We start from the raw sequence: 20,247 nt of genomic DNA, 5'->3' as shown, positions 1-20,247 counted from the left end.
TAAAAAATGGGAGCCTCGGCTCCCATTTTTTATTGCTTACTGATCCCAGTAGGTTTGTTCCAGCGAGTCTTCTCGCTCTGGCAACCCACGCGACAGGCGCGGCGAATGCTGAACTAAGACTTCATAGCTGGCACGGTTAGCGTATTTGCTGATCTGCGCCAGTGAAGAATAGGTAATGGCATGCTGCTCATGCTTGGCCGAGTTGGGCACGTTGAGCTTATGGTAGACATTGGCTGATAAGTCGTGCAGTACCGCAGCCAGCGCACAATCTCCGGCACCATTGGTGTTTTTGATGGTGTCTGGGCCACCCATGTAAGGGGCGGTGTGGCTGTATGCTTTGATTGGCTGTTTACAGGCACTGCGGCGCATGGCGCGGGAGAACTCATACTGGTTGAATTCAGGAATGGCCCCTGGCAGCAGCGGGTATTCGGTTTCGCGTTTTTTCTCTTCGTCCACGTAACCGGCCATAAACAGGCCCTTTGGTCCGGCGGTACAGATCACTAAGTCGACCCAGTCCAGCGCTTTGTCGGCGGCCAACAGTGGATCGTCAAAACCTGTGATGGCTTCGCCTTCTTCCTCGTTCATGGCCAGAATATCAACGTGTTTTTCAACGAAGTCTGCCCACCACGCGGGGTCTTGTTCAATCAGGAACTTAGTGCCTAACGTCAATACCACAGGAACACCGGCATCATTGGCATACTTCACTGCCTGCATGGTTGCCTGAGTCATGGTTTCTTCGCCTGAAGTACGCATCAGATAGGCGCTGATCACCAAAGCGGAGGCGTTTTCAATCAACGACTTGTCGATAGACTCTGGTTTCAGGTGGTTCATCATACCGGCGCTGATCGCGAAGGTACGTTCGCCACTGTCGTCAATCAGGGTAAAGCAACGGCCGATGGGACCGGGCACAGGTTGCAGGTAATCAAGATCGACGCGGCTGGAGGTGTTACACAAAAACTTATAGGCATAGCTGCCTATTTGAATGTTTTCGCTCATTACGCCCAACAATACCGAGCGGCTATCCGCCAGCACGGAGTAGTTGTGCATGGTATTGCCTATGGTGCCGCCAGCAAATTCATAGTCAATCATGTCATCACGTTTCAGGCGGTCATAGAGCGCATTGGTGACATCATTGTCTATCACTTGAGACATACCGCGTTGCAGCCCAAACTCATCAAGGAAGGCCTGATCAACCTTAGCTTCGATATCTACTACGATTTGGTCAATACCACAAATGTAGTTGCGTTTAAGTCGATCAACGACATGTAACTGGTTAATTATGGGGTCTTTATCTTCGACTGGAAAATAATGTTTATGTCTTCTGCGGCCCGGAAATTTCATGTTTTACCCGTGTGTGTTGAGCTCGTCAAATAAAAAAAGCGGCGAATTATAGCTTAAATTGATATCAATGAGCCATGGCAATTTGCTAATTTTAGCAATATAACTGTCACAGTGCGCAGTTCGCGACAATACGCTAGAATATCCTCCATTTTGTACCCAGGAGCACACAGGTGGACGAACAACAGCAAGATCTTTATTGGATGCAGCAGGCACTGGAGTATGCCGACAAGGCCGAGCAGGAAAATGAGATCCCGGTTGGCGCCGTGGTGGTCAAAGACGGTGAGCTGATTGGCGCAGGCTGGAACCGCTCGATTTGTTGTCATGACCCTTCCGCGCATGCCGAGATGCTGGCGATTAGAGATGCCGGTCAGCGCGTCGAGAATTATCGGCTGGTGGATTGCACCCTGTATGTGACGTTAGAGCCTTGCCCTATGTGCGCCGGTTTGCTGGTGCACAGCCGCATTAAGCGGGTGGTGTTTGGCGCAGCGGATGCCAAAACAGGTGCCGCAGGGTCTATTATGAATCTGCTGCAAGAGCCGAAACTGAATCATCAGGTTGAAGTATTAGGTGGGGTATTGGCCCAGCAGTGTGGTGAAAAGTTGTCGGCGTTTTTCCGTCGTCGCCGTAAAGAGATCAAGGCGCAGAAAAAAGCCCGTCAGGCGGGGTTAAACGACGAGGCGGCTCAGGATTGAGCCGCTCTTTCGTCTGCCGCGATTTGGATCAACGCATAAATGCGGCGGCGTAATAAAATTTTACGGTGAATGTTGCGTAACATAACACGGCGACGGTTTGGGTTGGTGTTGCGCGTATTACGTTTAAATTGATGAGTACGACGTCTTCTTAGCATCGTAACCTCCATTTTTAGTGAGAGAACAACTACGCGCGACAGCTATATCGTAATAGTGTGTCAGCCTGATGACAGGCGCTGAAATTCACACCGGATACCTAACTGGACGCCTTGCAGATCAGTGAGTGGGTTGCTCTGAGTCCGTATTGGCTTGAAGGGCCCCATTTTCGTCTAACCAGATCAGGGCGTCGTAGTACCGGCGAACATTATCTACATAAGTTACTGCCACATCGCCGCGCGCATATCCATATTTAGTCTTTCGATAGTAGCGCTTTTTAGTCAGCAGTGGTAGTCGTTTTTTCACCTCTGCCCAGCTGGTTGCATCGCCGCCCTGACGCAGGGTTAGTTTACGCGCGTCATTCACATGACCCCACCCGACGTTATACGCAGCCAGGGCAAACCAGGTTCTGTCTGGTGCACTGATCTGTTTGGGAATGCGGTTAATGAGCTTACGCAGGTAGCGTGCGCCGCCACGAATGTTTTGCTCGGGTTTCAGTCGATGGGTTACGCCCACCTGCTTGGCTGTGCGTTGGGTCAGCATCATGATCCCGCGTACGCCGGTGGGCGATTTAGCCCTGGGGTTCCACATCGACTCCTGATAGCTCAGCGCGGCCAGTAATCGCCAGTCGAGCTGATGTTGCTCTGCGTACTGCATAAACCAGTCCTGATATTTGGACAGCGTGGTTTTGCTTGCCTCAACAAACGCCAGGGTATTGACGTAATTAAAGCGCTGAACATGGCCAAAGTACTTTTCTTCGAGCGCCGCCAGCTGCGCAGATTGTTGCATTCGGGCAAAGAATGGCGGCAGCAAAGCATACAAAGAATCGTCTTTGTCATTGCGCAAGACCCAGGCTACCGGATCGGATTGAGTGACAGAAAAGGCAATACTGACATTGGGGTGATAGCGCCGAAACAGCGCCAGTGAGTGAGAGTCGACCACAGTGTATTGTATGTCGCCGTCGATGATCCCTTGCAGCAGCTCTTCCTGATCCCGGTCATCCACACTTTGCCAGCTGAGTTCGGGATACTGCTGCTGTGCCACCTGCAACGAGATCACATGGTGGCTGTTAGCCAGCACAGTGACCGGGCCGGTTAACTGGGCAAAGTTACGTGGCCGGGTATTGCCTTGCTTAAACACCAGCTTTTGGCTGATCTCCCGGTAGCTGGGGCCAAACCGAAAATGCTCGGCACGCTGTGGATGGTAAGTGAGTCCGGCTGCGGCAATGTCCAGGTCGCCACTTTGCAGGCGCTCAAACAGTTTTTTCAGGCTGAAAAAGGGCACTATCTGTAGCTCAACCCCCAGCTCATCAGCAAACTGCTCTGCCAGCTCGTATTCAAATCCCTGTTCACCGCCAATGCCCTGATAAAAGGTGGCGGGCCCAACTAAAGTGCCAATGCGGATCGCTTGTTGCGCTTTGATCTTTTGTAATTGTGTGGCAGGCATTTTTTCGCAGCTGCTTAACAACAGCAGCATGCACAGTACCAGCACAGAGGAAAGCAAACGCATAAGTGACTTTTGGCTCCGGGTTAAACTAGGGTGACAGAGGCTTCCATGCTCGCAATTAACGGCGCTTTTGTGAAGGGGCTTTTTTTCGATAATTGCTAAATTTGAGTTAAATAAGGGGGCCAAATCGACTATAATGGCGGCCCAAAATATCGTTCAATCCTTAACCCCGGATGAAAATACCTATGTTGATCCTACGTGGTGCACCTGCACTTTCTGATTTCAAAGTTCAAAAAATCCTTAAAAGCTGTAACGATGCGCAATTGCCAGTCACTGGCGTGTATGCCGAGTTCATGCATTTTGCCGATCTGACAGCGGAACTTTCTGAGTCTGAACTGGACAAGCTGAGCAAGCTTTTAAAGTACGGCCCGACCATTGCCGAACATGCGCCTGAAGGAACCCTGATCTTAGTGACGCCGCGAATTGGCACAATTTCGCCCTGGGCTTCTAAAGCCACAGACATTGCCAACAACTGTGGTCTGGACAAAGTACACCGCGTAGAGCGTGGTATTGCCTACTATGTTGAGGGCGCGCTAAGCGCAGAGCAGACAGCTGAGGTAGCTAAGCTATTGCACGACCGCATGACCGAGTCAGTGCACAGCAAACTGGAAGACGCGGGTCAGTTATTCCGCGTAGAAGAGCCGCGCCCAATGTCGTCTGTAGACATTCTTGGCGGTGGCCGTGAAGCGCTGGTTACGGCAAACGTTGAACAAGGCTTCGCATTAGCGGACGACGAAATTGACTACCTGGTTGAAAACTTCACCAAGCTGGGTCGCAACCCGAACGACATCGAGCTATTTATGTTCGCACAGGCGAACTCTGAGCACTGTCGTCACAAAATCTTTAACGCCGACTGGACAATCGACGGCGTAGAGCAGCCTAAGTCGCTGTTCAAAATGATCAAAAACACCTTTGAGACGCACCCGGAAAATGTCCTGTCTGCTTATAAAGATAACGCAGCGGTTATGAAGGGCTCTAAAGCGGGTCGTTTCTTCCCAAACAAAGACGGTGAGTACAGCTACAATCAAGAGAATATTGAAATCTTGATGAAGGTAGAAACCCACAACCACCCAACGGCGATTGCGCCATTCTCAGGCGCATCAACCGGTTCTGGTGGTGAAATTCGCGACGAAGGCGCAACCGGTCGTGGTTCTAAGCCAAAAGCGGGTCTGGTTGGTTTTACCGTCTCTAACCTGCGTATTCCGGGCTTTGAGCAGCCGTGGGAAAGCAACTTCGGCAAGCCTGGCCGTATCGTTGATGCACTCGACATCATGATCGACGGTCCTCTGGGTGGCGCGGCGTTTAACAACGAATTTGGTCGTCCAAACCTGCTGGGTTACTTCCGTACTTACGAAGAAAAAGTAAATAGCCACAATGGCGAAGAGGTACGTGGTTACCACAAGCCAATTATGCTGGCAGGTGGTCTGGGTAACATCCGTACTGAGCACGTGCAAAAAGGTGAAATCCCGGTTGGCGCTAAGCTAATCGCACTGGGTGGCCCGGCGATGAACATCGGTCTGGGTGGCGGTGCTGCCTCATCCATGGCTTCTGGTCAGTCAAACGAAGATTTAGATTTTGCTTCTGTACAGCGTGAAAACCCGGAAATGGAGCGTCGTTGTCAGGAAGTGATCGACAAGTGCTGGCAGCTAGGTGACGAAAACCCAATCGCGTTTATCCACGATGTGGGCGCGGGTGGTCTTTCTAATGCATTCCCTGAGCTGGTAGACGACGGTGGTCGTGGTGGTAAATTCCAGCTGCGTAACATCCCGAACGATGAGCCGGGCATGGCACCGCACGAGATCTGGTGTAACGAATCACAAGAGCGTTACGTGCTTGCTGTAGCGGCAGAAGACTTTGCACGTTTTGAAGAAATTTGTAAGCGTGAGCGCGCACAATACGCAGTAATCGGTGAAGCAACTGAAGAGCGTCACCTGACCGTTGCGGATAGCCACTTTGATAACAACCCGGTCGATCTTCCGCTTGAAGTACTACTTGGTAAAGCACCTAAGATGCACCGTGACGTTGAGTCAAAGCAAGTTGAAGGCCAAGCCCTGAACACTGACAGCATCGACGTTGAAGAAGCAGCTAAGCGTTTACTTCGTCTGCCGACCATTGCTGAGAAAACATTCCTTATCACCATTGGTGACCGTACGGTTACTGGTTTAGTAGCACGTGACCAAATGGTTGGCCCCTGGCAGGTACCAGTTGCAAACTGTGCAGTAACAGCAGCGGCGTTTGATACTTACCACGGTGAAGCCATGTCAATGGGTGAGCGCACACCTGCGGCACTGCTAAACTATGGTGCATCTGCACGTTTAGCAGTAGCAGAAGCGCTGACGAACATTGCTGGCGCAAACATTGGTGGTCTTGAGAACATCAAGCTGTCTGCAAACTGGATGGCAGCAGCGGGTCACCCGGGTGAAGACGCAGGTCTTTTTGAGGCGGTTAAAGCGGTAGGTGAAGAGCTGTGTCCAGCACTTGGCCTGACTATCCCTGTGGGTAAAGACTCCATGTCAATGAAGACCACGTGGCAAGATAACGGTGAAGACAAAGCGGTAACAGCACCACTTTCTTTGATCATCACTGCATTTGGCCGTGTCGAAGACATTCGTAAAACAGTCACACCTCAGCTTCGCACTGATAAAGGTGACTCAAGCCTGATCTTAGTTGATTTAGGTGCAGGTCAAAACCGTATGGGTGCATCAAGCCTGGCACAGGTTTACAAGCAACTGGGTGACAAGACGCCAGACGTTGATAGCCCTGAGCTGTTAAAAGGCTTTTACAACGCGATGCAGGCGCTGGTAGCCGACGAGAAGCTACTGGCTTACCACGACCGCTCAGACGGTGGTCTATTCACAACGGTCGCTGAGATGGCCTTCGCAGGTCACACCGGTGTGACAGTAAACCTGGATAGCCTGACAGGCTCTGACATCGAAGCGCTTTATAACGAAGAGCTGGGTGCTGTGATCCAGGTTCGAAATTCCGACCTTGCAGCAGTTGAAGCCGTGTTAGCTGATAACGGCCTTGCGGCAATCAGCCACACTATAGGTGCACTAAACACTGAAGACAAAGTGATCTTCAACCGTGGCGGCGAAGCAGTACTTGCCAATACCCGTACTGAACTGCGTACTATCTGGGCAGAAACCACGTACAAGATGCAGGCACTGCGTGATAACCCTGAGTGTGCTAAGCAAGAATTTGATGCCAAGTTTGACGAAAAAGACCCTGGTCTGAACGTAAAACTGAGCTTCGACCTAAACGAAGACGTAGCAGCACCTTACATTGCAACTGGTGCTAAACCTAAGATGGCAATCTTGCGTGAGCAAGGCGTTAACTCACACGTTGAAATGGCAGCCGCCTTTAACCGTGCAGGCTTCGCCGCAGTCGACGTACACATGAGTGACATCCTGGAAGGTCGCTTGACGCTAGAGCAGTTCAAAGGCCTTGTAGCCTGTGGTGGCTTCTCGTACGGTGACGTACTGGGCGCGGGTGAAGGTTGGGCTAAGTCAATCCTGTTCAATGACATGGCACGTGACCAGTTCCAAACCTTCTTTGAACGCCAGGACACCTTCAGCTTAGGTGTGTGTAACGGCTGTCAGATGCTATCAACACTGAAAGAGCTGATCCCGGGCACTGAGCACTGGCCACGTTTTGTAACCAACAAGTCAGAGCGTTTTGAAGCACGCTTCAGCCTGGTTGAAGTACAAGAAAGCCCGTCGGTATTCTTCCAGGGCATGGCTGGCTCTCGTATGCCAATCGCAGTCTCACACGGTGAAGGTCATGCTGAGTTTGCCAACGACGCAGCGGTGAAAGCCGCACTTGAGTCTGGCACAGTAGCAGTTCAGTACGTTGATAACTTTGGTAAGCCAACCACGCAATACCCGAACAACCCGAATGGTTCACCAGAAGGTATTACAGGTATTACCTCAACTGACGGTCGTGCAACAGTGATGATGCCACACCCAGAGCGTGTATTCCGTGCTGTGGCTAACTCTTGGCACCCGGACGAGTGGAAAGAAGACAGCCCGTGGATGCGCATGTTCCGTAATGCACGTAAGAACGTGGGGTAAAACACGACCGAAACAACGTTTCGCAGCGTGTATTACGTCAGTCTGGATGACGAGCCGGGTCGCCGCTTCAGGACGAATCAATATGCAGTGCCCTCGTGACCGAAACGAAGTTTCGCAGTTAGTCGAACGCTTTTCAGGGACGAAAAGCCGGGTCGCCGCTTCAGGACTAATTAGTCTGCACTGCCTCAACTAGCTGAAAAGAAAAGGGTCACTTCGGTGGCCTTTTTTTATTGCTTGAAGAAAGCGAACTCTTGGCAGCGATACCCTTGACAAGAGTGGAGAGGTGACATCTCACGGGCGACGATTACAGCGTAACGTACCGGGCCACAGCGTCAGGACGAGTTAGTTTGCACGGCCTTTGTTAACTCATTAAAAAGGTCGCTTACGCGACCTTTTTCATACCTTACGATTTGCGTTTCACTCGTCTTAATGTCAGTAAAAGCGCCCCGAGCAGTGAGAAAAAGCCTAATGAACCACCTCCAGAGGAAGATGTGGCATTGTCACCATTTGTGCTGACTGAAGCCGAAGAGCGACTTGAGTCAAGAGGAAAACGATCGTCACGGTCAGAAACCCCATCATTGTCATCATCGGTGTCAGCATTATTCCCTATACCGTCTGCGTCCGTATCAACCGATTCAGACGCATCGAGTGGAAACGCATCATTCAGGTCAGCCACACCATCATTATCGTCGTCGGTGTCAGCATTATTCCCAATACCATCAGCGTCTGTATCAACCGATTCAGATGCATCGCGCGGAAATACATCGTTCAGGTCTGACACACCGTCATTGTCGTCATCGGTGTCAGCGTTGTTCCCGATACCGTCAGTGTCCGTATCAACTGATTCAGTCGCATCGAGTGGAAATGCATCATTCAGGTCTGATACGCCATCATTGTCATCATCTGGATCGGTATTGTTGCCAATGCCGTCGTTGTCAGTATCCGCAGACTCTGATGGATCCAGAGGGAATGCATCATTTGCGTCAGGGATACTGTCATTGTCATCATCGGTGTCGGTATTGTTGCCAATACCATCGCCGTCTGTATCAACTGATTCTCCGGCATTTAAAGGAAAAGCATCATTCGAATCTAATACGCCGTCATTGTCATCATCGGTGTCGGTATTGTTGCCAATACCATCGCCGTCTGTATCAACTGATTCTCCGGCATCTAAAGGAAAAGCATCGTTTGCATCTAATACACCATCATTGTCATCGTCTGGGTCGGCATTGTTACCTATATTGTCTTGGTCTGTATCCAGCCATTCTGTTGGGTCGAGTGGAAACGCGTCGCTGGTATCTTCATAACTATCATTGTCATCATCGTCGTCGTTATTGTTACCTACACCATCATTATCGGTATCCTGCCACTCTAATGGGTCAAGTGGGAAGCTATCCTCAACGTCCTGATAGCCATCACCATCGTCGTCCGTGTCGGTATTGTCTCCTAATCCATCGGAGTCAGTGTCTAACCATTCGTTAGGATTGTAGGGGAAGGCGTCGATTGAATCCTGGTAACCATCGTTATCATCATCGGGGTCTTGATCGTTAGGCATACCATCACTATCGGCATCGTGAACTTTGCCCGCATTTGCACCGATTTGGAATAATGACGCATAGGTATAAATGATGTCGTCAGCGGATGTGAATCTTGCACTAACAGTGTGACTACCATCGGGCAACTCCAAAGGAACTACGATATCTGCGGCGCTCTCTCTGGTAAAGGAAACGCTTTTCCATTCATCGTTGCCTATCTTAATTTCCACATTATTGATGTACAAGCCATATTGTGGGGAGAAGATAAGACTAGAGTTTATTTTGTCTACAATAGGTTGAGCGTAGAATACATCACCATGTTTAAGTTTTGTACCATTTAAGTACCTGATCACACGCGGATCATTTGCGGGAAAAGACAGTTCGGAATCAGCTGTATTGCCATTCAACTGGCTGCTATATTTAATGGTAAATCTCAGGTTATCACATTGGGTAATAGGCTTTGATGCCACAAAGCCATGTTCAAAATCAAAAATGCCAGCAGATAGCTGCGTTTGGGACCCATCATCCGCTATACAATTAAACTGATAATAGCTCTTCTGATAGTAGCCATTTCCCATTATATCTTTGAAAGGGAAGTCGTAAAATGTCACTTCTGAGTCGGAGATTTCTATGCCTGAGGCTAAGTAAAGTCCTTTGCCTTCTAGTCTAAGCGTGTGGTTTTCTATTGGGAGCAATGCATATTGCTGATCACCGTGCGGGTGCCGCTCGATATGGTTATCGTCCACTCTTCTAAACCTTGGGGTGCTTACAAGCGTTGATCTTCCTGGCTTGTCGTCAGTCTCGTTATACACAGCTATTGAGCGATAACCTATCTCAGGCAGAGCAGAGCTATATAGTTTTAATTCGGTTGCATTATTAAGTGGTTGATAAACGCCAAAGCCGTAATCGTAAATAACATAGTGAGTGGCTTGATGGGCTGTTTCTATTTTTACCGTGGTTGGGGTAAGCGCTGCAAAATCTATATCTAAAGGGGTGTTTTGGGGGCTATTACCGTCTATCTCATGCTCGTAACTAAAGTGGCTTATTTCGTTCCCATGGGCTGTCGGGTCGTTATATTTATAATTATTTCTGACAATCACCTTGGTGTTGTCATCCGTATCTCCAATCGCATAATAATTCTCTCGGTCACTGCTTGTCTGGCTGCTCGTATAGTTCGGATGCTCAATTTTAATCGCGCCAGACAAAAAGTCTAAGTTGCCGAGTTGGTTGCCAAAATCTGGGTGTGTCGCTGATGCGAGATAGACCCGTTTGTTGAGTTGTTGAATATCTAACAAGATATGATCATGATACGTCACCGAAAGATGGTGTGATGATGCGCCCAGTAAATTTTGCGGCATTGACGTCATCCAGCCAATATCGTGAGTGGTGATGCCATGGTAAATGGCGTTTGCAAATATATTCGCAGATGACACGTTTATGGTCCGAGGATGATTGCGGTTTACTACAAATCTACGCTCTTTGTCATTATCTGTTATGCCTACGGAAACAGAGTAAGGTGTGTTAGTTGTGACGGTCAGCTTGCGTGTATGCTCAAAATAGATGGGCAGTGAAATGTCGTCATCGCCGGAAATTACTTCGACTCTGCTATGATAAATCCCACTGGGGTGCTCGACATAAGCCAATGAACTCGTGTCCGCAATGTGTATTGCTACTTCAACGGAAGCAAAGCTATTGGGCGGTACAGTGATTTCGTTATGGGAGAGAGTGAGTTCTGTACCGCTGGGTAATTCAGAATTCAACGCCAGTTGGTAGGTTCTTGCGTTGTCGGAGTGATTAAAAATGGTAAACGGACGAGTACTTGACCAGCTAGCCTGGCTTTTATCTAGTGTACCAAGGAAAAGCGCACTCTGATCCAGGCTTGTCGTCGTGAGCAGGCTTTTTTCTATATTCAGCATGCCAGGGCCCTGTGCAAGCGGGTCTAACCCCAGGTCATCGGCACCCGCAGCTAAAAGTTGTTTGGCTTGTTTCGCGGTTAACTCAGGTTTTGCCTGTTTTAGTAAAGCAATTTCACCTGTTGCATGAGCAGCAGCTATACGATCTGATGGTACTATTGTCCTCCAGTTTCCCTGTTGGGACGGCAGCGTCGTTTCGACCCAGTCACCTAATGCGGTAATCTCGGGTTTACTGAATTTTTCGGTCGCCATCGCTTTTGCAGAATATTCGGGTATCTGACCGTCTTCAGTTGCTGCAGCTACGGTTATGGCTTTTTCAGCATTAGCAGGAAATGTGCTGTTCAGAGTTCCGTATTTATTGCCTCTGGCTCTTGCAACGACAATAGTACCTGCATCAACGGCGTTGTTGACAGCCTTATTGAGCGGATGGCCTGTATCGACTTGTGAGGTGTAGTTGATTAAAACGATATCGACAGCATCATTGGTGTTAATATCGCCATCAGGATTGAGTGAGTGTTCGAGTGCTGCAATGACGTTGCTGCTGAATCCATTATAACCGAGATTCGAGTCATGCACTTTGTAAGCATGGAAAGTGACGTTTGGTGCAACGCCTTTTAGTGTGCCGTTACTACCAATAATACGGGCTGCATGAGTGCCCATGCCATGCTCATCCATTGGATCATTATCGTTGTTAAGAAAGTCATAGCCAGCGACAACTTTACATCCTATACCAAAGCACCCTCCCAAATCCGGGTGAGTATAGTCGATACCAGTATCAATAATTGCGACTGTTATGCCTTCACCTGTGTATTCTGAGTGATGACTTACTGTTGAAACAGGGCTGCTTGTTAGTGCCGTATTATTGTAATTCGTGTCACCTGCATGAATGTGCTCAGTAATTGCTTTGGCATTAAGTGGCGCCTGGTGCGATTTTTCTATAGTGCGCTTTAATGACTCAATTTCGTCTGCAATCACGTCTTTGACATAAGGCCATTTTTTTATTGCTGCTATGTGTTTTTTGTCGGCTTCAATAACCAGCGCATTGCTTACGTTACTGAATTGACTGACTACTTTGATACTGCTGGAGAGTTTGTGCAACTGAGATGTGACTTGTTTTTGTTGTGTGTTAATTTGCTCCTGAGCAAGTGATAACTTGGATTTGTAATACTCAGAGGAAGGGGAAACTGCGTCATTTCCTCCTGGCCTTAACTTATTCAGGCGGTTTTTTTCTTGCAGCACAGGTGGCGCTGTTAGTTCTATGATAAAGCGAGGTTGAGCTGTTTTTGCATCTGCTGGGGACTCGAGTTTGTTTTGTTCTGAACTAATGTGTAGGTAAGCTTGATCTCTTGTGCTATCTAGCTTTTCCATAAGCGGGTTTTGATTTGCAGGTATAGCCGTTGATATGGCAAGCGCACACGATGAAATCCCGAACAGTCCTAGTTTAGTAAAATGAGTCATATTGCTTTCTATCCTGTTAATTGGTTTTTTTATGCGTCGGTATAGAGGAAAACCTGGGTTTTTTTATGTATATCTGGTTTGTATGACTGTAGGTAGTCTAGCATATAAAATACGCAGTAATTAAAAAGGGAACGGAATATTTAGGTACAGACACGAGAGAAATGGCTTTTTATTGCCCACAAATTCACCTTGTTCATGGTTTAGTATTATTTGCCCCTTATACTTTCTGTCCTTAAGTTTTTTATGTAAATACCGATACAATGGTTGAATTAGAGGTACTCCGGTCGCAAGAAACCGGTGTCCAATAATGGCAATCAAGGAGTGAGTATGGACATACAAATACACCCAGGCAGTGCTTTAGCACACAAGCCGGCATCGCATGCACCAGTTCACAGTAACAGCGATGAGGCGTTGAATGTTAATGCTCAACAAGAGACTCAGGATAGCAAAAAAGCTGAGGTCATCCCCCCACTGCTGTCAAAAGAGCTAGACGAAGAAGCGGGGCAGTACAAAGAAGATAACCCGGTATTCAAAGAGGATTATGAGGACCTGGAAAAAGCTATGGAAGTTATCCAGGCGTTGATCCGTAAACTACAGGCACAGCTCAGTAAGCTGATACAATCTGTGCAGCAGCGCCCTTTGCAAATACGACAAAACGAAGAAACAGAAGCGTCAACAGACTCAGTACCAGTTGAGCACATAGGATTAAAGCAGTACCGTGACAGCGCTAAAGTGGACGAAATCGCATTACTTGAACAGCAGTTGTCTGAATACAAGCAGCTGGAAGCAGATATTCGCGTCAATATGATCAAAATGATCCTCGCGGAGCGAGAGCGGCTCGAAGAACTAAAGGAACAGGGCCAGTTGTAAGCGAATTTACTGACCAGCAGGTAACAAACCTGTAAGGGACTTTTGCAAACTTTACATCTTCTTACTGTGGCAGACATTACATCGCCACCAAGATCACTTACACTTATGCAAGTTTTCAATAAGTACCTGATAGCGATGCGGCGTTTTTTTCTTATTCTGTTATTTGCCCTGTTTACGATAGGGATCACTGTTTATTATTTTCGCGTGCCACTGACACTCTCCATTGGCAAGCAAATACTGACTGAAGAACAGGGCTTGCTGGAGTGCTTAGACTGGTCTGTCGATAGCTGGGACAGACTGGCAATCGAGCGGCTGTGCTGGCGCAGTGATGGCATAACGGTGGAGCTGAGTAATGCCACTTTTGACGGCGACCATTTGCAGGTGGGCAGTATGAGTGTGGTCCATCGTGCGGTTGAGACTGCAAGCGACACTGAGGTGGCGCATACGCCTGCGCCTTTACAGCTTGATTTGCCAGAGGGCATGCCGACACTCCAGATTGAGGCACTCACCGTATCGAGTTTCTTGTTACCAGCGCCGCTGAACCTGAGCGTAACCCAGCGCGATGACTTTGCGTTTACTATCAGCGGGGATGTAGAAGCCGATATCGACTTGTATGATACTGAACTGCTCAGTGCGTTGAAACTATCTAGCCCCGCTGTACAGAATGTGTTGCGTCAGGCCAACTTGCCTGTGGAAGTATCGACTTTGACAGGGGTTGTTGAAACCCGTTTTGATGGCCTGACGGTCAACGCAGATATTCAGTTACAGAGCACGTTGAGCTATGCCTTGCCTCAGTGCCAGCCTGAGATCCAGGTCAATGGCAAGATCGCCGGGCGGTGGGATCTGAGTAATCAAAGTGGCAAGGTGGATCTGAGCCAGTTGCCTGTCGATGTGAGCGTGCCTGAGTGTGAGTCGCTGCTTGCAAAGCTCCCACAGTCCTGGCAAAACAGCCTTTGGTCGGCACAGTGGCGAGCCCAAATTACCGATCCGGTGACACTGAATGCGGATAAGGTAAGCTTGCCAGAATTGCGTGTGTCTGATGGCAATGGCGTAACGTCAGTCACACTCAGTGATCTGACATATCAGGTTCCCGGACAGCAGGTGCGCAGTATACTGATGCTTTCACATCAAAGCGACGCGCTTAATTTGCTGAAGGCACAAGTCGATATGTCGCTTGTCGGTACACAGTTGGATAGCAAGGGCACAGTCACCATTGAGGTGGCGCAGGCGCCGGCTGAGCTGCCTGTTAACTGGCAGGACTTAACTTTACGCAGCGAGTTTGCGTTGCTGGGCACAGTCACAGAGCAGTTAAATTTAACCTTTGCAGTACAACCCCAGGCACAGACTGTGACAGCAGAAAACCTGAGCCTGGCGGCGCTTTCGACCAGGTTGTCTGGTCAAGCCACATTCGATATGGCTAAGCAAGATGATTCAGCGACAAAAGCCCCGTTTGAATTGCTGCAATGGCAGCTCAATTCCGATGTAGAGCGTTATCTGATCAGTGGCGTACAGGGGCGCAATCTGAGCATCATGGGACATGGCGATATCAATGCCTTGCTGGCAGCTACCGTCCATAGCGATATTCGGGTTGGCTCATTCAAACGCCAGGAAGTAAGAGGCAAAGACTTGCATCAGCAGCTTGAGTTCAGAGGTCAATTGCACAGCGAGGGCCCGGTTGGTCTGCTCACGGGCAGCTCGGTGATTGAGTTGCTGGCGCACCCTCAACTGGTGCTCAGAGATGTGGCCATGCAAAGTAGCGGCAGTATTGAGGGAAGTGAGCAACTGGCACTGAATCATACACTGACCCTGGATAACCTGGAGTTACAACTGGCGCATCGTCTGGAAGCTGGGTTAATGCCATTTACCCTGACACTGGCCGATCATGGTCTGGGGGCGCTGCAGTCATTAGCCAGCCAATTTGTGCCTAAACTTAAAATTGAGCAGGGTCTGATCAATGCTCAGGTTACGGGTGAGCTGACGCGCCAGACTTTTGATTTTGAAATGAATGTGGATGACGCCGCGTTTTTATATGAGCACCATTATGTGTCGGAGCTGGACTTGCCAATGAAGGGAAAGTGGCATGCGGGTGAGCTGATGATTGAACCTGCGCCACTGAGTATCACCGAAGTGCGCTCGGGGGCTGTGCTGACAGACGTACAAGGTCAGATAACTTCAGACAGCAATATGCCGGTGTTGCGTCAGTTCAGGGCCAATGTATTTGGCGGCCAGTTAGCGGCTGAACAAATCTTACTGAGTAAGCAAGATCAGGAGCTTTTGGTGACGGCCAGCGACCTGGACCTGATGCTGATCTCAGAAGTGGGCCGAGAGTCTGGCGTTGAGCTACATGGCCAGGTATCCGGCAGACTGCCGGTGTTTATACGCAACGGGCAGGCCGAGATCCGTGATGGCTATCTCAGCAATGTGGTGGATAGTATGCTCAAGGTAGAGGATAATGCATCATTCAATGCCCTAAAGGCTCAGCGTCCGGAATTACAAACGGTGTTTGGTGTACTGGACGAGTTGAGTATTGAAACATTAAGTGCTGACGTGAATATGGCACAAGACGGGCAGCTGGAATTGGCTGTGAAAATTGCCGGTGAAAACAAGCAGCAAAAACAGCCTGTGAATTTTAATTATACGCACAGTGAAAATATTTATACCCTGTTCAGGGCATTGCGCCTGAGCGATGAAATTACTCAGGAAGTGGAAAAAGCTTTAAACTAATAGGAGCAACTCAGCATGAAATGGATGCTAACTTTGGTGTTCGCTGTTTTGGTATCGGCTTGTACACATAAAGTACAGGTAGAAACCAAAGAGCCAATCACCATCAACTTAAACGTCAAAGTTGACCATGAGATCCGTGTTAAGGTCGACAAAGAGCTGGACGATCTGTTCAGCGATGACAGTGAACTATTCTAAGGAGCCAGATCATGAACGCATCTAAGTTACTCACCACGATTGCCGCAGCTTGCATGAGCTTTTCGGTATTGGCCATTTCTCTGGATGATGCAAAATCCCAGGGCTTAGTTGGCGAAACCGCAACCGGCTATCTGGGTGTGATTAAGGGCAACAGCGAAGTGAACAAGCTGGTAGAGGAAGTAAACAGCAAGCGCAAAGCAAAGTATCAGCAGTTGGCCAAGAAAAACGGCATCAGCCTGAGCCAGGTTGAAGTGATGGCTGCCAAGAAAACCTTTGCCAAAACGGCACCCGGTCACTTTGTGAAAGTAGACGGTAAGTGGGTTAAAAAGTAACAGTGTGGGCGGTATAATCCGCCCTGACTTTTATTTCTCTTGCAGACACTGGTGCAGTAACTGCTGCCAAAACGCGGCCCCTTTTCTGCGTGCCAGTCGGATATTGTTATCCGGAATTGACTCGGGATCATCATAACTTTCCAGTGCTTCAGCCATGCTGGCTTCACGGATCACGTGCAAAGCCGGGTAGGGCGCACGATTTGTGTAGTTGGCGGGGTCGTCCTCTTGCGCATCTGCAAACACATAATCCGGGTGGAAATTGGCAAGCTGGAAAATCCCCTCATAACCCTGTGCAACCAGCAGCGCGTTTGCCAGGTCAACCAAATCTAAAAATGCGTCAAAATCAGCAAAGCCCTGAGTGAAAATAAGCAGGCTGGTTTCGCGCTCAGGTGTCTGCGTCAGTGCCTGACACTCATCGAGCATATCCATCACGGCATCTTCGGGGGATTGCGACTCACAGACTCGATAGTGAATCGCGTTTTGCTCAACTTCCTTGCGGGCAAACGGACAAAAGTTGTATTTGACGATCACTGAGCTGACCCAGCTTTGCATCGCTTTGACGGCAATATGGTGCATTTATTTTTCCAAAAGAGAGTTGATCAGAGTAACACTGCGCGCAATGGCGCCCTGGTTGCGGGCCAGGCAAGCCTGTGCCTGTGCACCCAATTCTGTTGCACGTTGCGTTGAGCTTAAATACGCCAATAAAGTATCGGCTAACTGGTGTGAGTCAGCCACTTCAATGGCACCTTGCAGTGCAAACAGTTCCGGATAGATGTGGGCAAAGTTATAAGTGTGGGGCCCGGTCAGCACGCCAACCGAGCAGGCAGCAGCTTCAAGTGGATTATGACCACCACGTTCAATCAGGCTGCCGCCAATGTAGGCGATTTGCCCACACCCGTATAATAGCTTTAGCTCGCCCAAAGTATCTGCCAGCAACACCTGGGATGGTATTGTGTATGTCTGGCTGCGGCGGCTAGAGCTGAACCCCTGAGCTTCAATTAAGGCCGCGACTTTGTCGAACTGCTCCGGGTGCCTAGGTGCAATAATTAACAGCGCATCGGGCAGTTGAGTTAACAGTTGCTGATGCGCTGCCAATACCTGCTCGTGCTCGAGAGGGTGGGTGGAACCGGCGACCCAAACGGGACGTGTGCCAAGTTGTGCCTTAATATCGTCAATTTTATCCTGCTGGCTATCATCCAGTGCGATATCAAACTTGATTGAGCCCGTCACCGTGACTTTGTCCTGAGCCAGTCCCAGCTTTACAAAGCGCGCTGCATCATCCTGGTTGTGGCTGGCCAGTCTGCCAATCTGACGCATTAAAAATCGACTCAAAGGGGCAACTTTTTGATATCCAACGAAGGATTTCTCAGACAAACGGGCATTGATGAGGGCAACCGGACAGTGTGCCTGGTTGGCATAATAAAACAGATTTGGCCACAACTCAGTTTCCAGTACCAATAATACCTTTGGCCGCAAGTGTCGGATAAAGCGTCGCGTCGCGAAGGCAAAATCGATTGGCAAATAGCAAATGGTGATATCTCGCGCACTGTTGCCAAATAGCTGATTGAGCTGTTCGCGGCCCGTTGGGGTATTACAGGTCAGTACAAATGCATCATTCGGATGTTCTTGTAGAAGCGCCTTGATAAGCGGCGTAGCGGCCAGCACTTCTCCTACCGAGGCGCAGTGGATAACGATTGCTTGCTCTGCACGCTCTTTTGCCACTGAGCCGAAGCGCTCCGAGAAATGCGCTTTATAGTGCGGATTCTTTTTTCCTCTGATAGCGTAGAGATACAATACAATGAGAGGGCACAATGCCAGCAGTAGCAGAGAATATAAATGTCGGATCATGGCAGCCATCAGTATAAAAACGCTTATTTTAACTTGTCGGCCTGAAAAAGCGATAACACACGTACAAATTATCACAGTTGCCTTGGTGCTCAGCGGGTGGGAATTTGCTAAAATCGGGCAAAATCTCCAACTTTAAAAGGTTTTACGTTGTCCTTTCGTACTATCACGCTTTCTTCATTGTGTCTGCTAGGTGCAGCGCAGGCTTTTGCAATGCCAACGGCATTCTTACCTTTGGGTAAAGACAACATCCTGGAATATCAGATTGACCAGATGTTTGCTTTGACCGGCACCACGCCAATGTCTAAGCCGTATCGGATCACCGAAATTAATAAGACCTTATCTGAGCTTGCGCATGTAGACCCAGTCTTACATCAAAATATTAAAACGCGATTGGCTCCGTACCTTGAAAGAGACGCAATTACTCGTCGTGGCATTAAGCTGAGAGTGGATTCTGGCGACGTACAACAGCTAGCGAATGACCGAGGAAATTATAGTAGCGAGTATGCAGAGCTCTCATTCGATGGGATCTGGCGCGGCAGTAACACAAGCTTGGTTCAAATCGGCGCAGAATATCGTGTCGATGCAGGCAAGGTTGTGCCTTACAATACGTTCTACGCCATAGGTGGAGATAACTTACAACTTACTTTAGGCTACAAAGAGCACTGGTTCTCGCCGTTCAAGCATGCTGCTCAAGTGTATTCAAACAATGCCAAGACACCATTGTCAGCATCTTTAGGATTAAATCTGCCATTAGATAATTGGTGGAACTTTGATTTTGAGCTTTTCTATTCCGAGCTGGAACATGTAGAAGAGGGGATTTTATATCAGGATAAGCGTCATGATGGCACACCTAAACTTGCGGGTACGCACATCAGTTTCGAGCCTTTGGATAATTGGAAGATTGGTATCAATCGAATGATGCAATTTGGCGGTGGTCCACGTGAGGTCGGTTTTAAAGACGTTGTTAAAGCGTATTTCGACCCCGCTGGAAATGATAATTTCGAAAAAGTGGGCAGTTCTGACGCAGAATTGGGCGATCAATGGGCAAGTATCACATCTGTGTTTAAAACGAGTTGGTTGATGCCAATAGAGTGGTACCTTGAATACGGTGGAGAAGACACCAAAGAGCATAAGAACTACCAGTTCGGTAATATAGCCTCTAATTTTGGCTTCTATCTGCCTGTATTGACAAAAAGCCTGACGTTTAGATATGAATATTCCAACATGCACAGCTTGTGGTACAGGAATTACATCTATCCCGCGAACGGCAACACAATTGACGGGTTTGTGGTTGGGCATGCAGTTGCTAATCAGAGCAGCTTTCAAGATGGTGTGCCTAGCAAAGCCCACCTTGTTGAAATGACCTACCGGGAAAACACTGACTCAATGTGGCGCATTGAGTTATCTACGGTTAAAAATAGTAATTATTTTGAGGCTAATGAGATCGTATTTATTCGAAATTATGAGCAAGCCAGACAGCTTCAAATTTCGAACACCCGGCGCCTCTACGACAAGCAGGTAGAGACATCGCTGACCTACGGCAAAGATGTGTTTGGCGAAAACTACACTTGGCTATCTGTCAATGTATACTGGTAGCGACACACAGCGTT

At 48.7% G+C, this 20,247-nt stretch carries 13 protein-coding genes; 7 read left to right on the top strand and 6 right to left on the bottom strand.

The genetic code is table 11. The features are described from left to right. Positions 1–36 precede the first annotated feature (36 nt). The gene (locus L1285_RS04005; protein WP_235411056.1) at positions 37–1,341 is read right to left on the bottom strand and encodes an inosine/guanosine kinase; all 1,305 of its coding nucleotides are present in this window, start codon (positions 1,339–1,341) and stop codon (positions 37–39) included. Positions 1,342–1,511: 170 nt separating this feature from the next. Between L1285_RS04005 and tadA the strand changes: the two genes are divergently transcribed. Then, complete coding sequence (tadA, locus tag L1285_RS04000) at positions 1,512–2,033, top strand: tRNA adenosine(34) deaminase TadA (protein ID WP_235411055.1); 522 nt, start codon at positions 1,512–1,514, stop codon at positions 2,031–2,033. On the opposite strand, the gene L1285_RS03995 is transcribed toward tadA, so the two are convergent. Both L1285_RS03995 and mltF read right to left on the bottom strand, forming a co-directional pair. Then, positions 2,024–2,188 (bottom strand): hypothetical protein, encoded by a 165-nt coding sequence (locus L1285_RS03995; RefSeq protein ID WP_164488156.1) that lies wholly within the window; start codon positions 2,186–2,188, stop codon positions 2,024–2,026. The genes tadA and L1285_RS03995 overlap by 10 nt on opposite strands. A gap of 118 nt (positions 2,189–2,306) precedes the next feature. Beyond that, the gene (mltF, locus tag L1285_RS03990) at positions 2,307–3,695 is read right to left on the bottom strand and encodes a membrane-bound lytic murein transglycosylase MltF (protein WP_235411054.1); all 1,389 of its coding nucleotides are present in this window, start codon (positions 3,693–3,695) and stop codon (positions 2,307–2,309) included. 182 nt (positions 3,696–3,877) lie between these two features. Here mltF and purL point away from each other — a divergent pair, with 182 nt between their 5' ends. Then, positions 3,878–7,762, top strand: coding sequence for a phosphoribosylformylglycinamidine synthase (gene purL / locus L1285_RS03985; protein ID WP_235411053.1), 3,885 nt, complete (start codon positions 3,878–3,880; stop codon positions 7,760–7,762). 403 nt (positions 7,763–8,165) lie between these two features. On the opposite strand, the gene L1285_RS03980 is transcribed toward purL, so the two are convergent. Then, positions 8,166–12,668, bottom strand: coding sequence for a S8 family peptidase (locus tag L1285_RS03980; protein ID WP_235411052.1), 4,503 nt, complete (start codon positions 12,666–12,668; stop codon positions 8,166–8,168). A gap of 327 nt (positions 12,669–12,995) precedes the next feature. Here L1285_RS03980 and L1285_RS03975 point away from each other — a divergent pair, with 327 nt between their 5' ends. The 4 genes from L1285_RS03975 (at position 12,996) to L1285_RS03960 (ending at position 16,789) form a co-directional block, all read left to right on the top strand. Next, complete coding sequence (locus L1285_RS03975; protein ID WP_235411051.1) at positions 12,996–13,538, top strand: hypothetical protein; 543 nt, start codon at positions 12,996–12,998, stop codon at positions 13,536–13,538. A 105-nt stretch (positions 13,539–13,643) separates the two neighbouring features. Beyond that, entirely contained in the window at positions 13,644–16,262 is a 2,619-nt protein-coding gene (locus tag L1285_RS03970; protein ID WP_235411050.1) for an intermembrane phospholipid transport protein YdbH family protein, read from the top strand. A 15-nt stretch (positions 16,263–16,277) separates the two neighbouring features. Further along, positions 16,278–16,457 (top strand): YnbE family lipoprotein, encoded by a 180-nt coding sequence (locus L1285_RS03965; RefSeq protein ID WP_046003022.1) that lies wholly within the window; start codon positions 16,278–16,280, stop codon positions 16,455–16,457. Positions 16,458–16,468: 11 nt separating this feature from the next. Further along, positions 16,469–16,789, top strand: coding sequence for a YdbL family protein (locus L1285_RS03960; RefSeq protein ID WP_235411049.1), 321 nt, complete (start codon positions 16,469–16,471; stop codon positions 16,787–16,789). A gap of 30 nt (positions 16,790–16,819) precedes the next feature. Here L1285_RS03960 and L1285_RS03955 read toward each other — a convergent pair whose 3' ends face one another. Together L1285_RS03955 and waaA are read right to left on the bottom strand one after the other, a co-directional pair. Further along, positions 16,820–17,365, bottom strand: coding sequence for a DUF1415 domain-containing protein (locus tag L1285_RS03955; RefSeq protein ID WP_235411048.1), 546 nt, complete (start codon positions 17,363–17,365; stop codon positions 16,820–16,822). After that, positions 17,366–18,637: a lipid IV(A) 3-deoxy-D-manno-octulosonic acid transferase gene (gene waaA / locus L1285_RS03950; RefSeq protein WP_235411047.1), complete on the bottom strand. Its 1,272-nt coding sequence runs from the start codon at positions 18,635–18,637 to the stop codon at positions 17,366–17,368. Between the two features lie 210 nt (positions 18,638–18,847). Between waaA and L1285_RS03945 the strand changes: the two genes are divergently transcribed. Next, positions 18,848–20,233, top strand: a complete 1,386-nt coding sequence (locus L1285_RS03945) for a capsule assembly Wzi family protein (RefSeq protein ID WP_235411046.1) — start codon at positions 18,848–18,850, stop codon at positions 20,231–20,233. Positions 20,234–20,247 lie beyond the last annotated feature (14 nt).

It is taken from the genome of Pseudoalteromonas sp. DL2-H2.2 (assembly GCF_021532535.1).
Taxonomy (GTDB): domain Bacteria; phylum Pseudomonadota; class Gammaproteobacteria; order Enterobacterales; family Alteromonadaceae; genus Pseudoalteromonas; species Pseudoalteromonas rubra_A.
The sequence above is the reverse complement of the archived record's forward strand: the minus strand, read 5'-3'. Positions and strand labels throughout refer to the sequence as shown.

What these genes read in the sequence shown, in the direction of transcription:
- L1285_RS03960 (WP_235411049.1), top strand. Translation starts at nt 16,469, where the DNA reads ATGAACGCATCTAAGTTACTCACCACGATTGCCGCAGCTTGCATGAGC.
- L1285_RS03955 (WP_235411048.1), bottom strand. Translation starts at nt 17,365, where the DNA reads ATGCACCATATTGCCGTCAAAGCGATGCAAAGCTGGGTCAGCTCAGTG.
- L1285_RS03975 (WP_235411051.1), top strand. Translation starts at nt 12,996, where the DNA reads ATGGACATACAAATACACCCAGGCAGTGCTTTAGCACACAAGCCGGCA.
- L1285_RS04005 (WP_235411056.1), bottom strand. Translation starts at nt 1,341, where the DNA reads ATGAAATTTCCGGGCCGCAGAAGACATAAACATTATTTTCCAGTCGAA.
- L1285_RS03970 (WP_235411050.1), top strand. Translation starts at nt 13,644, where the DNA reads ATGCAAGTTTTCAATAAGTACCTGATAGCGATGCGGCGTTTTTTTCTT.
- L1285_RS03965 (WP_046003022.1), top strand. Translation starts at nt 16,278, where the DNA reads ATGAAATGGATGCTAACTTTGGTGTTCGCTGTTTTGGTATCGGCTTGT.
- waaA (WP_235411047.1), bottom strand. Translation starts at nt 18,637, where the DNA reads ATGATCCGACATTTATATTCTCTGCTACTGCTGGCATTGTGCCCTCTC.
- L1285_RS03995 (WP_164488156.1), bottom strand. Translation starts at nt 2,188, where the DNA reads ATGCTAAGAAGACGTCGTACTCATCAATTTAAACGTAATACGCGCAAC.
- purL (WP_235411053.1), top strand. Translation starts at nt 3,878, where the DNA reads ATGTTGATCCTACGTGGTGCACCTGCACTTTCTGATTTCAAAGTTCAA.
- mltF (WP_235411054.1), bottom strand. Translation starts at nt 3,695, where the DNA reads ATGCGTTTGCTTTCCTCTGTGCTGGTACTGTGCATGCTGCTGTTGTTA.
- L1285_RS03945 (WP_235411046.1), top strand. Translation starts at nt 18,848, where the DNA reads ATGCCAACGGCATTCTTACCTTTGGGTAAAGACAACATCCTGGAATAT.
- L1285_RS03980 (WP_235411052.1), bottom strand. Translation starts at nt 12,668, where the DNA reads ATGACTCATTTTACTAAACTAGGACTGTTCGGGATTTCATCGTGTGCG.